This is a genomic window from Streptomyces sp. C10-9-1 (genome assembly GCF_024497955.1).
Classification (GTDB): domain Bacteria; phylum Actinomycetota; class Actinomycetes; order Streptomycetales; family Streptomycetaceae; genus Streptomyces; species Streptomyces sanyensis.
In genome coordinates, this window is the sequence record NZ_JANHKP010000008.1 from 286,508 (window position 1) to 299,086 (window position 12,579).

Below are 12,579 nucleotides of genomic sequence, written 5' to 3' on the forward strand. Positions count from 1 at the left end.
ACACCGACATGCGCCTCGTCGGCCCCGCCGCCGACGGGGAGGACCAGGCCGTCGAGGCGGCCCTGCGCCCCAGGTCGCTGGGGGAGTTCGTCGGCCAGGAGCGGGTCCGCGAGCAGCTCGACCTGGTGCTCAGGGCCGCCCTCGCCCGCGGTGCCACGGCCGACCACGTGCTGCTCTCCGGCGCCCCCGGGCTGGGCAAGACGACCCTGTCCATGATCATCGCCGCCGAGATGAACGCGCCGATCCGCATCACCTCCGGCCCCGCCATCCAGCACGCCGGCGATCTCGCGGCCATCCTCAGCTCCCTCCAGGAGGGGGAGGTGCTCTTCCTCGACGAGATCCACCGCATGTCCCGGCCGGCCGAGGAGATGCTCTACATGGCGATGGAGGACTTCCGGGTCGACGTGATCGTGGGCAAGGGCCCCGGTGCCACCGCCATCCCCCTGGAACTCCCGCCGTTCACCCTGGTCGGGGCGACCACCCGGGCCGGTCTGCTGCCGCCCCCGCTGCGCGACCGCTTCGGTTTCACCGCGCACATGGAGTTCTACGAGCCGGCCGAGCTGAAGCGCGTGGTCCACCGCTCCGCGTCTCTGCTCGACGTGGAGATCGACACCGAGGGGGCGGCGGAGATCGCCGGCCGCTCCCGCGGCACGCCCCGCATCGCCAACCGCCTGCTGCGCCGCGTGCGCGACTACGCGCAGGTCAAGGCGGACGGACGGATCGACCGCGAGGTGGCCGCGGCCGCCCTCGCCGTCTACGAGGTCGACGGGCGCGGCCTGGACCGGCTCGACCGGGCCGTCCTCGGGGCGCTGCTCAGACTGTTCGGCGGCGGTCCGGTGGGCCTGTCGACGCTGGCCGTGGCGGTGGGGGAGGAGCGGGAGACCGTGGAGGAGGTGGCCGAGCCGTTCCTGGTCAGGGAGGGTCTGCTGGCCCGCACCCCGCGTGGCCGGATCGCGACCCCGGCGGCCTGGACGCACCTGGGTCTGGTACCGCCGCAGCAGGCCCCCGGCGCAAGCGGACAACAGGGGCTCTTCGGGGCGTGACGGCGAGGAGACTCGTCACCCGCGGAACCCGGGTGCGATGCTGGGCGTTGTTCCAGTGATGCGGACTCGCTTAGACTCCGCCGATGCCGCCCCTCCGGGGACGGCGTGCCCACCCCCGTAGACCAGGCCGTTCGTCAGCGCGGTCGTGCGAAGGAATTCCCCGCCGTGGATATCTTGACCCTCCTCCCGTTCATCGTGCTCATCGGGGCCATGTTCCTGATGACCCGCTCCGCCAAGAAGAAGCAGCAGCAGGCCGCGCACATGCGCGACTCGATGCAGCCCGGCACCGGAGTGCGGACCATCGGTGGCATGTACGCGACCGTGAAGGACGTCAGCGACGACACGGTCCTCCTGGAGGCGGCCCCCGGCGTGCACCTCCTCTTCGCGAAGAACGCGATCGGAGCCGTCCTCGCCGACGACGAGTACAACCGCATCGTGCACGGTGACGACGAGGCCATCGCGGACGGTTCCCCCGTCGTCCCGGACGACGCCTCCTCGCTGACCGGTGACTCCCCCGCGGAGGACCGGGTCGACCTCGGCAAGAAGGCGGACGAGGACGCGGACGGCGCCAAGGCCGAGGGCAGCGACGGCAAGGACGGCCGCGACGGCGAGGCCGGCGCGAAGTAGGACCCGTGCGGGACCGCGCGGCACCCGCGGGTGCCGCGCGGTCCCCAGGGGTGCCGACGCAACCCGGGGGCGGGCCCCCACAACACTTCGTGGCCGCTCCGGCGCAGACCCGGCGTGGGCGGTTGGACAGGGAGAATCGAGAAGGTGGCAGCACCGAACAGGGGCCGAAAGCCCACGGGGGCCCAGGGGAGGCCGGGGCGTTCCCTGGTCCTGATCCTGATCGCCCTGGTCGCACTCACCGGCGGGATGTTCTGGTCGGGCCAGCTCACGCCCCGTCTGGGTATCGACCTGGCGGGCGGTACGACCATCACGCTGGAGGCGAAGAACCAGCCGGGCGCGCCCAACGCCATCAACGAGACCAACATGAACACCGCGGTCGGCATCATCGAGCGCCGTGTCAACGGTCTGGGCGTCTCCGAGGCCGAGGTCCAGACCCAGGGCGACCGGAACATCATCGTCAACATCCCCAAGGGCACGGACTCCCAGCAGGCGCGCAAGCAGGTCGGCACCACCGCCCAGCTCTACTTCCGCCCCGTGCTGGCCGTCGCCCCGGGCGGGCCTGCGGGCGAGGAGCCCGCGCCGAGCCCCAGCGCCTCCGCCTCCGGTGAGCCCGAGGACGGCGCCTCCGCGTCCCCCGACACCGCCACCGAGGGCACGCCCGAGTCCGGTGCCCCCTCCGCCGAGCCCACCGCGTCGCCGACCACCCAGGGCCGCGCGGTCACCGAGGGGCTGAAGGCCCCGGCCGCGAGCCCCTCCGCCTCCGCCTCCGAGGAGCCGAAGCCCTCGGAGAGCCCCGAGCCCTCGGCGAGCGCCTCGACCGATCCCGCGGACGACCAGGCCTCGGCCGACCTCCAGAAGCGGTTCACCGAACTCGACTGCACCGACGACGCGGTGCGCGGCACCCTCGGCGACGGCGTCAAGCCCGGCGACACCACGATCGCCTGCGGCACGAACAGCGCCGGCCAGTGGGAGAAGTACATCCTCGGCCCCGCCGAGGTGGACGGCCGGGACGTCGACGACGCCCAGGGCGAGCTCGACCAGCAGCGTGGCCTGTGGAAGGTCACCATGGAGTTCACCGAGGAGGGCGCCAAGAAGTTCTCCACGATCACCAGCCGCCTGTCGCAGCAGCAGCCGCCCATGAACCAGTTCGCCATCGTCCTCGACGGCGAAGTGGTCTCGGCCCCGCAGGTCAACCAGACGCTGAGCGCCAACGCGGAGATCACCGGCGACTTCACCCAGGAGTCCGCGCAGGACCTGGGCAACATCCTGTCCTACGGCGCCCTGCCGCTCTCCTTCGAGGAGGCCAGCGTCACCACCGTGACCGCCGCCCTCGGCGGCGAGCAGCTGCGGGCCGGTCTCATCGCCGGAGCCATCGGCCTCGCGCTCGTGGTGCTCTACCTCGTCGTCTACTACCGGGGGCTGGCGTTCATCGCCATCCTCAGCCTCCTGGTCTCGGCGGCGATGACCTACACGATCATGGCCCTGCTCGGCCCGGGCATCGGCTTCGCGCTGAACCTGCCCGCCGTCTGCGGCGCCATCGTCGCGATCGGCATCACCGCCGACTCCTTCATCGTGTACTTCGAGCGCATCCGCGACGAGATCCGTGAGGGCCGGACCCTGCGTCCGGCCGTGGAGCGGGCCTGGCCGCGCGCCCGGCGCACCATCCTCGTCTCGGACTTCGTGTCCTTCCTCGCCGCCGCGGTGCTCTTCATCGTGACCGTCGGCAAGGTGCAGGGCTTCGCCTTCACGCTGGGCCTGACCACCCTCCTGGACGTGGTCGTGGTCTTCTTCTTCACCAAGCCCCTGATGACGCTCCTGGCCCGCCGGCCGTTCTTCTCCGGCGGCCACCCCTGGTCCGGTCTGGACCCCCAGCGCCTGGGCGCCAAGCCCCCGCTGCGGCGCGGCCGCCGTGTGTCCGTCCCCACCGACCCGAAGGAGGCGTGAGATGTCGCGACTCGGCAACCTCGGCGCCCGTCTGTACCGCGGTGAGGTCGGGTACGACTTCGTCGCCAAGCGCAGGATCTGGTACGGCGTCTCGATCCTGATCACCATCACGGCCATCGTGGGCCTGGCGGTGCGCGGCCTGAACATGGGCATCGAGTTCAAGGGCGGTGCCGTCTTCACCACGCCCAAGGTCGAGGTCTCGGTCAGCCAGGCCCAGGAGATCGCCGAGGAGGCCTCCGGGCACCAGGCGATCGTCCAGGAACTCGGCACCGGGGGCATGCGCATCCAGGTCAGCGAGCTGGACACGGCCCAGGCCGACCAGGTGCAGACCGAGCTGGCCGAGGAGCTCGGCGTCGAGCGCGACAGCGTCAACGCGGAGCTGGTCGGACCCAGCTGGGGCGAGCAGATCGCCAACAAGGCGTGGACGGGCCTCGGCGTCTTCATGATCCTCGTGGTGATCTACCTGGCCATCGCCTTCGAATGGCGCATGGCCGTCGCCGCGCTGATCGCCCTCATCCACGACATCACGATCACCGTGGGCGTCTACGCGCTCGTCGGGTTCGAGGTCACCCCGGGCACGGTGATCGGCCTGCTGACCATCCTCGGCTACTCGCTCTACGACACGGTGGTGGTCTTCGACTCACTCAAGGAGAGCTCGAAGGACATCACCAAGCAGACCCGCTGGACGTACGGCGAGATCGCCAACCGCAGCATCAACTCCACCCTGGTCCGCTCCATCAACACCACCGTGGTGGCACTGCTCCCCGTGGCCGGTCTGCTGTTCATCGGCGGCGGTGTCCTCGGCGCGGGCATGCTCAACGACATCTCCCTGTCGCTGTTCGTCGGCCTCGCGGCCGGTGCCTACTCCTCGATCTTCATCGCCACCCCGCTGGTCGCCGACCTCAAGGAGCGCGAGCCGCAGATCAAGGCCCTGCGCAAGCGGGTGCTCGCCAAGCGCGCCGCGGCCGCGGCCAAGGGCGAGCCGCGCCCCGGTGACCAGAGCCCCGACGCCGACGGGGAGCTGCTCGACCCCGCCCCCGCGGCGGCCGTGGTCGGCCCCCGCGGACGGGGTCGCGGACGCCCCACCGGACGGCGCTGATGATCACCGACCAGACGCGGGAGCTGCTGCTCAGCCGCATCCGCGACATCGCGGACTACCCCAAGCCGGGGGTGCTGTTCAAGGACATCACCCCGCTGCTGGCCGACCCGGTCGCCTTCTCGGCCCTCACCGAGGTGCTCAGCGCCTTCTGCGAGAGCCGGGGCGCGACGAAGATCGTGGGCCTGGAGGCCCGCGGCTTCATCCTGGCCGCCCCGGTCGCCGTCCGCGCGGGCGTCGGGTTCGTCCCGGTGCGCAAGGCGGGCAAGCTCCCCGGCGCCACCCTGGCGCAGGCGTACGAGCTGGAGTACGGCTCCGCCGAGATCGAGGTGCACGCCGAGGACCTGGCCGCGGGCGACAGCGTGCTCGTCATCGACGACGTCCTGGCCACCGGGGGGACCGCCCAGGCGTCCCTGGAACTCATCCGGCGGGCCGGTGCGGACGTCGCCGGGGTCGCGGTCCTGATGGAGCTCGGCTTCCTCGGCGGCCGGGACCGCCTCGGCAACACCCTCCGCGGTGCCCCGCTGGAGGCACTGATCACGCTCTGAGGCGGCGGAGCACGCGCGGCGGGGTGCCCCGGGATTCTCCCGGGGCACCCCGCCGCCCTTTCCGGCCCCCCGACCCGGCCGGCTCCCCGCGCCCGGGCCCGTGCCCGCCCGCCCTCGCCGGCGCCTCGTGCGCGGCCGCGCGGCCGGATCGATACCATGGCCTTTCCGGACCTGACCGGGGGACCCGGAACCGCACGAGGAGCGCCCTTGCCAGACGAGGCCCAGCCCGCCGCCGCGCCGTCCGATCCGAAGCCCGACCGGACCGCGGCAGCCCCTGCCACGCCCGAGTCACGGCCCTCCGCGGCCGAGCGGGTGAGCCCGGTGCCGGTCACCGCGCCCAAGCCCGCACCGCCCGCGGGCTCCCGCGGCGGCGGCTCCTCCAGCCGGGTGCGCGCCCGCCTCGCCCGGCTCGGGGTGCAGCGCTCCTCGCCGTACAACCCGGTCCTCGAACCGCTCCTGCGGATCGTCCGCGGCAACGACCCCAAGATCGAGACGTCGACCCTGCGCCAGATCGAGAAGGCGTACCAGGTCGCCGAGCGCTGGCACCGCGGCCAGAAGCGGAAGAGCGGCGATCCCTACATCACCCACCCGCTCGCCGTGACCACCATCCTCGCGGAACTGGGTATGGATCCGGCCACCCTGATGGCCGGGCTGCTGCACGACACGGTGGAGGACACCGAGTACGGCCTGGACCAGCTGCGGCGCGACTTCGGCGACTCCGTCGCGCTGCTCGTCGACGGCGTCACCAAGCTGGACAAGGTCAAGTTCGGCGAGGCCGCGCAGGCGGAGACCGTCCGCAAGATGGTCGTGGCCATGGCCAAGGACCCCCGGGTGCTGGTCATCAAGCTGGCGGACCGTCTCCACAACATGCGCACCATGCGCTACCTCAAGCGGGAGAAGCAGGAGAAGAAGGCCCGCGAGACGCTGGAGATCTACGCCCCCCTGGCCCACCGCCTGGGCATGAACACCATCAAGTGGGAGCTGGAGGACCTCTCCTTCGCGATCCTCTACCCCAAGATGTACGACGAGATCGTGCGCCTCGTCGCCGAGCGGGCCCCCAAGCGCGACGAGTACCTCGCCATAGTGACCGACGAGGTGCAGTCCGACCTGCGCGCGGCCCGGATCAAGGCCACCGTCACCGGCCGCCCCAAGCACTACTACAGCGTCTACCAGAAGATGATCGTCCGCGGGCGCGACTTCGCGGAGATCTACGACCTGGTCGGCATCCGCGTCCTCGTGGACACCGTCCGCGACTGCTACGCGGCGCTGGGCACCGTCCACGCCCGCTGGAACCCGGTTCCGGGGCGGTTCAAGGACTACATCGCGATGCCCAAGTTCAACATGTACCAGTCGCTGCACACGACGGTCATCGGGCCCAGCGGAAAGCCCGTCGAACTCCAGATCCGCACCTTCGACATGCACCGCCGCGCCGAGTACGGCATCGCCGCGCACTGGAAGTACAAGCAGGAGACGGTCGCCGGCGCATCCAAGGTCCGCACCGACGTGCCGCGCGCCGCCAAGGGCAGCGCCGGCCAGGACACCGTCAACGACATGGCCTGGCTGCGCCAGCTGCTCGACTGGCAGAAGGAGACCGAGGACCCCGGCGAGTTCCTGGAGTCGCTGCGCTTCGACCTGTCGCGCAACGAGGTGTTCGTCTTCACCCCCAAGGGCGACGTCATAGCGCTCCCCGCGGGCGCGAGCCCCGTGGACTTCGCCTACGCCGTCCACACCGAGGTCGGGCACCGCACGATAGGGGCACGGGTCAACGGGCGGCTGGTGCCGCTGGAGTCGACCCTGGACAACGGCGACCTGGTCGAGGTCTTCACCTCCAAGGCCGAGGGCGCCGGACCGTCCCGCGACTGGCTCGGCTTCGTCAAGTCCCCACGGGCCCGGAACAAGATCAGGGCGTGGTTCTCCAAGGAGCGCCGGGACGAGGCGATCGAGCAGGGCAAGGACGCCATCGTCCGCGCCATGCGCAAGCAGAACCTGCCCATCCAGCGCATCCTGACCGGCGACTCGCTGGTCACGCTCGCACACGAGATGCGCTACCCGGACATCTCCTCCCTCTACGCGGCGATCGGGGAGGGCCACGTCGCCGCGCAGGGCGTCGTCCAGAAGCTGGTGCAGGCCCTCGGCGGCGAGGAGGCCGCCAACGAGGACATCGCGGAGTCCACGCCGCCCTCCCGCAGCCGGGGCAAGCGCCGCAAGAGCGCCGACCCGGGCGTGGTGGTCAAGGGCGTGGAGGACGTGTGGGTGAAGCTGGCGCGCTGCTGCACACCCGTGCCCGGCGACCCGATCATCGGCTTCGTCACCCGAGGCAGCGGGGTGTCCGTGCACCGTGCGGACTGCGTCAACGTCGACTCGCTCTCCCAGCAGCCCGAACGGATCCTCGACGTGGAGTGGGCACCCACCCAGTCCTCGGTCTTCCTGGTCGCCATACAGGTCGAGGCGCTCGACCGGTCCCGGCTGCTGTCCGACGTCACCCGCGTCCTGTCCGACCAGCACGTCAACATCCTCTCCGCGGCCGTCCAGACCTCGCGCGACCGCGTCGCCACCTCCCGCTTCACCTTCGAGATGGGCGACCCCAAGCACCTCGGCCACGTCCTGAAGGCCGTCCGCGGGGTGGAGGGCGTCTACGACGTCTACCGCGTGACCTCGGCGCGCCGCCCCTGAGGCACCGCGCACACGCGGACGGGGCCCCTCACCGCCTGGTGAGGGGCCCCGTCCGCCGGTGTGCCGCGCGACAGCTCAGCCGCCGAACTCCTCCAGGCCCTTCAGCGCCTGGTCCAGCAGGGCCTGACGGCCCTCCAGCTCCCTGGCGAGCTTGTCGGCCTTGGCGTTGTTGCCCGCGGAGCGGGCGGCGTCGATCTGCTCGCGGAGCTTGTCCACCGCCGCCTGCAGCTGCCCGGTGAGCCCCTCGGCACGCGCCCGCGCCTCGGGGTTGGTCCGGCGCCACTCGTTCTCCTCGGACTCCTGGAGTGCGCGCTCCACCGCGTGCATCCGCCCCTCGACCTTCGGCCGGGCGTCGCGCGGCACATGGCCGACGGCCTCCCAGCGCTCGTTGATCGACCGGAACGCTGCCCGGGCGGCCTTGAGGTCGGTCACCGGGACCAGCTTCTCGGCCTCCTCGGCGAGTTCCTCCTTGAGCTTCAGGTTCTCCGACTGCTCCGCGTCGCGCTCGGCGAACGCCTCGCCGCGCGCGGCGAAGAAGACGTCCTGGGCGCCGCGGAAGCGGTTCCACAGGTCGTCCTCCGCCTCGCGCTGGGCCCGCCCGGCGGCCTTCCACTGCGCCATCAGGTCGCGGTACCGGGCGGCCGTGGGCCCCCACTCCGTCGAGCCCGAGAGCGACTCGGCCTCGGTGACCAGGCGCTCCTTCACCTGGCGCGCCTCCTCGCGCTGCGCGTCCAGCGAGGCGAAGTGCGCCTTGCGCCGCTTGGAGAACGCCGAGCGGGCGTGCGAGAAGCGGTGCCACAGCTCGTCGTCGGACTTCCGGTCGAGCCGGGGCAGCCCCTTCCAGGTGTCCACCAGGCCCCGCAGCCGCTCCCCGGCGGCCCGCCACTGCTCGCTCTGCGCCAGCTCCTCGGCCTCGGCGACCAGCGCCTCCTTGGCCTTGCGCGCCTCGTCGCTCTGCCGGGCACGCTGTGCCCGGCGCTCCTCGCGGCGCTTGTCCACCGTCTCCACCAGCGCGTCCAGGCGCCGGCCCAGGGCCTCCAGGTCGCCCACGGCGTGGTGCTCGTCCACCTGCTGGCGCAGGTGGTCGATCGCCGTCTGGGCGTCCTTGGCCGACAGGTCGGTGGTCTTCACCCGACGTTCGAGGAGGCCGATCTCGACCACCAGGCCCTCGTACTTGCGCTCGAAGTAGGCCAGTGCCTCCTCGGGAGTGCCGGCCTGCCACGATCCGACGACCTTCTCGCCCTCGGCCGTACGCACGTACACGGTGCCCGTCTCGTCGACGCGGCCCCACGGGTCGCTGCTCACAGCGCCTCCTCCACCTGATGCCCGCAAGGGCGTCGCCCCGGGCATCGTCCACGGTTTCCCCGGCGGGCCTCGCCCGCCGTCCACGGCGCGAAACCCGTCCGCGCCGCACAACGCCAATCTAGGCGACGCCCCGCCCGGCTGTCCGCACCCGGCGCCACCGAATTCCCCCGGCTCACACCTTCGGGACGGCCGCCTTCTCGATGGTGACGGGCTTCGCCGGGGCGCCGTCGGTCCCGCCGCCCTCGACACCTGCCGTGCCGACGGCCTGGACCAGCTTCAGGCCGTCCTCGTCCAGGGTGCCGAACGGGGTGTACGCGGGGGGCAGCTTGCTGTCCTTGTAGACGAGGAAGAACTGGCTGCCACCGCTGTCCGGACGGCTGGTGTTGGCCATCGCCACCGTGCCGGCCTCGAAGGTGACGGTGCCGTCCTCGCCGGGCTCGCCCAGCGCGTCCAGGTTCTCGTCCGGGATGGTGTAGCCGGGGCCGCCGGTTCCGTTGCCGTCCGGGTCGCCGCACTGGAGCACGAAGATGCCCGCCGTGGTCAGGCGGTGGCACTTCGTGTCGTCGAAGTAGCCCTTGTCGGCCAGCGCCTTGAAGGAGTTCACCGTGTGCGGTGTCTTCGCGGCGTCCATGGCGATCGAGAGCTCGCCCTCGTTGGTGGTGATCTCGAAGGCGTACTTCGCCTTCCGGTCGATCGTCATCGGCGGCTCGGGGGCCGAACTCTCGGTGGCGGACGGCGTCGGTGTGGCCTCCGACGCGGCCGCGGCGTCGTCCTTCCCCGTGTCGTCGCCGCCCAGGCCGAGCGCCCAGACCGCGCCGCCCGCGACGAGCACGACGGCGACGGCCGCGGCGATGATCGCGTTGCGCTGCCTGCTCCTGTGCCGCGCCTGCTCCCTGCGCTGCTGCTGGCGCTCGAACTTCTGCCGGGCGAGCTGCCGCCGCCGCTGATCGCTGCTGACCACCGGGTCTTCTCCTCGATGTGTGCGTGTCTGTGTACGCCGGGTCATGCTGACCGCCGAGCCTGCCCCGTACCGTATACGGGTTGGCTGTGGGATGAGCAGCGCCGGTAGGCTCTGATCTGCTGCATTCCACGTGGCATGACCTCCCGACGACCGAACTGAGGACGATCGTGCTTATTGCCGGGTTCCCCGCCGGGGCCTGGGGGACCAACTGCTACCTGGTCGCCCCCGCCGCGGGCGAGGAGTGCGTGATCATCGACCCCGGCCACCAGGCCGCCGAGGGCGTCGAGGAGACGATCCGGAAGCACCGGCTCAAGCCCGTCGCCGTGGTCCTGACCCACGGCCACATCGACCACGTGGCCTCCGTCGTCCCCGTCTGCGGCGCCCACGACGTGCCGGCCTGGATCCATCCCGAGGACCGCTACATGATGAGCGACCCGGAGAAGGCCCTCGGCCGCTCCATCGGGATGCCGCTGATGGGCGAGCTGACCGTCGGCGAACCCGACGACGTGCGGGAGCTCGCGGACGGCGCGCGGCTGTCCCTGGCCGGCCTCGACTTCTCCGTGTCGCACGCCCCCGGCCATACCAAGGGGTCGGTGGCCTTCCGGATGCCCGAGGCGGCGGACGTCCCGTCCGTGTTCTTCTCGGGCGACCTGCTGTTCGCCGGCTCCATCGGACGCACGGACCTCCCCGGCGGCGACATGGACGACATGCTCGCGTCGCTGGCCCGGGTGTGCCTGCCGCTCGACGACTCGACCGTGGTCCTCTCCGGCCACGGCCCCCAGACGACCATCGGCCGCGAGCGCGCCACCAACCCGTACCTGCGTGAGGTGGCCGCCGGCCCCGGGAGCACCCAGGGTGCTCCCCGACGAGGAATGTGACGAGAGAAGCCCCGTGAGCACCTTCCAGGCCCCCAAGGGCACCTACGACCTGCTGCCCCCCGACTCCGCCCGCTACCTCGCGGTGCGCGAGGCGATCGCCGCCCCGCTGCGCGACTCCGGGTACGGCTACATCGAGACCCCCGGCTTCGAGGACGTCGAGCTGTTCGCCCGCGGGGTCGGCGAGTCCACCGACATCGTCACCAAGGAGATGTACGCCTTCGAGACCAAGGGCGGCAGCCGGCTCGCCCTGCGTCCCGAGGGCACCGCCTCGGTGCTGCGCGCCGCCCTGGAGGCCAACCTCCACAAGGCGGGCAACCTGCCGGTCAAGCTCTGGTACTCGGGCTCGTACTACCGCTACGAGCGCCCCCAGAAGGGCCGCTACCGCCACTTCTCCCAGGTCGGAGCCGAGGCGATCGGCACCGAGGACCCGGCCCTGGACGCGGAGCTGATCATCCTCGCCGACCAGGCGTACCGCTCGCTGGGGCTGCGCAACTTCCGCATCCTGCTGAACTCCCTCGGGGACAAGGAGTGCCGCCCGGCCTACCGGGAGGCGCTCCAGGGCTTCCTACGCGGCCTGGAGCTGGACGAGGACACCCGCCGGCGCATCGAGATCAACCCCCTGCGGGTCCTCGACGACAAGCGCACCGAGGTGCAGCGCCGGCTCGTGGGCGCCCCCATGCTCCGCGACTACCTGTGCGACGGGTGCAAGGCGTACCACGAGGAGGTCCGGGCCCTGCTGACCTCGGCCGGGGTGGCCTTCGAGGACGACGAGAAGCTGGTGCGCGGCCTCGACTACTACACGCGGACCACCTTCGAGTTCGTGCACGACGGCCTCGGCTCGCAGTCGGCGGTCGGCGGCGGCGGCCGCTACGACGGCCTGTCCGAGATGATCGGCGGCCCCGCGCTGCCGTCCGTCGGCTGGGCCCTGGGGGTGGACCGCACCGTGCTCGCCCTGGAGGCCGAGGGCGTGGAGCTCGACCTCCCGCGCACGACCAGCGTCTACGCGGTGCCGCTGGGCGAGGAGGCCCGCCGGGTCCTGTTCGGCGTGGTCACCGAGCTGCGCCGGGGCGGTGTCGCGGCGGACTTCGGCTTCGGCGGCAAGGGCCTGAAGGGCGCGATGAAGAACGCCAACCGCTCCGGGGCGCGCTACGCGCTGGTCGCGGGTGAGCGGGACCTCGCCGAGGGCGTGGTGCAGCTCAAGGACATGGAGTCCGGGGAGCAGCAGGCGGTGGCGCTGGCCACCGTCGTCTCGGAGCTGCGCTCCCGGCTCGGCTGAGCAAGGACCGCCCGCGCGGGCCCCGGGGAGTCAACCTCCCCGGGGCCCGCTGCCGTTGAGGCCCGTCGGGGTGGCCGGGGAGCGGCCTGCTTATGCGGAGCGAACAGGGCGGCGCCCCTGCCGTGGGGCAGAATGGCGGTGCCGGGGACGACCGATGAGACCGAGACGAGGATTCGGCGAGATGACTTCTACACAGACCCGCGAGGCCACCCCCGAAGAAGCGGGTCG

The 12,579-nt window shown here is 71.9% G+C and carries 10 protein-coding genes; 8 read left to right on the forward strand and 2 right to left on the reverse strand.

Annotated elements, in window-relative coordinates; genetic code table 11:
* The first annotated feature begins 8 nt into the window (after nt 1-8).
* From ruvB to NPS70_RS14125, 6 genes are all read left to right on the forward strand, one after another.
* Nucleotides 9-1,043 carry a Holliday junction branch migration DNA helicase RuvB gene (gene ruvB, locus NPS70_RS14100; RefSeq protein WP_256524572.1) on the forward strand — a complete coding sequence of 345 codons (1,035 nt, stop codon included), beginning with the start codon at nt 9-11 and terminating at the stop codon, nt 1,041-1,043.
* A gap of 165 nt (nt 1,044-1,208) precedes the next feature.
* Nucleotides 1,209-1,670, forward strand: coding sequence for a preprotein translocase subunit YajC (gene yajC, locus NPS70_RS14105; protein WP_256524550.1), 462 nt, complete (start codon nt 1,209-1,211; stop codon nt 1,668-1,670).
* A gap of 144 nt (nt 1,671-1,814) precedes the next feature.
* On the forward strand, nt 1,815-3,614 hold the full coding sequence (secD, locus tag NPS70_RS14110) for a protein translocase subunit SecD (protein WP_256524551.1): 1,800 nt from the start codon (nt 1,815-1,817) through the stop codon (nt 3,612-3,614).
* Between the two features lies 1 nt (nt 3,615).
* Nucleotides 3,616-4,713: a protein translocase subunit SecF gene (gene secF / locus NPS70_RS14115; protein ID WP_256524552.1), complete on the forward strand. Its 1,098-nt coding sequence runs from the start codon at nt 3,616-3,618 to the stop codon at nt 4,711-4,713.
* Nucleotides 4,713-5,258 carry an adenine phosphoribosyltransferase gene (locus NPS70_RS14120; RefSeq protein WP_256524553.1) on the forward strand — a complete coding sequence of 182 codons (546 nt, stop codon included), beginning with the start codon at nt 4,713-4,715 and terminating at the stop codon, nt 5,256-5,258. Before secF ends, NPS70_RS14120 begins: the two co-directional genes overlap by 1 nt.
* A gap of 207 nt (nt 5,259-5,465) precedes the next feature.
* Nucleotides 5,466-7,931, forward strand: coding sequence for a bifunctional (p)ppGpp synthetase/guanosine-3',5'-bis(diphosphate) 3'-pyrophosphohydrolase (locus NPS70_RS14125; protein WP_256524554.1), 2,466 nt, complete (start codon nt 5,466-5,468; stop codon nt 7,929-7,931).
* Nucleotides 7,932-8,006: 75 nt separating this feature from the next.
* Here the strand turns inward: NPS70_RS14125 and NPS70_RS14130 are convergent, their stop codons facing one another.
* A complete protein-coding gene (locus NPS70_RS14130; RefSeq protein ID WP_256524555.1) occupies nt 8,007-9,236 on the reverse strand; it encodes a DUF349 domain-containing protein in 1,230 nt (409 codons plus the stop codon).
* A gap of 172 nt (nt 9,237-9,408) precedes the next feature.
* Nucleotides 9,409-10,197: a peptidylprolyl isomerase gene (locus NPS70_RS14135; protein WP_256524556.1), complete on the reverse strand. Its 789-nt coding sequence runs from the start codon at nt 10,195-10,197 to the stop codon at nt 9,409-9,411.
* A 167-nt stretch (nt 10,198-10,364) separates the two neighbouring features.
* Here NPS70_RS14135 and NPS70_RS14140 point away from each other — a divergent pair, with 167 nt between their 5' ends.
* The gene (locus tag NPS70_RS14140; RefSeq protein ID WP_256524557.1) at nt 10,365-11,075 is read left to right on the forward strand and encodes an MBL fold metallo-hydrolase; all 711 of its coding nucleotides are present in this window, start codon (nt 10,365-10,367) and stop codon (nt 11,073-11,075) included.
* Between the two features lie 13 nt (nt 11,076-11,088).
* On the forward strand, nt 11,089-12,351 hold the full coding sequence (gene hisS / locus NPS70_RS14145) for a histidine--tRNA ligase (protein WP_256524558.1): 1,263 nt from the start codon (nt 11,089-11,091) through the stop codon (nt 12,349-12,351).
* The last annotated feature ends 228 nt before the right edge of the window (nt 12,352-12,579 follow it).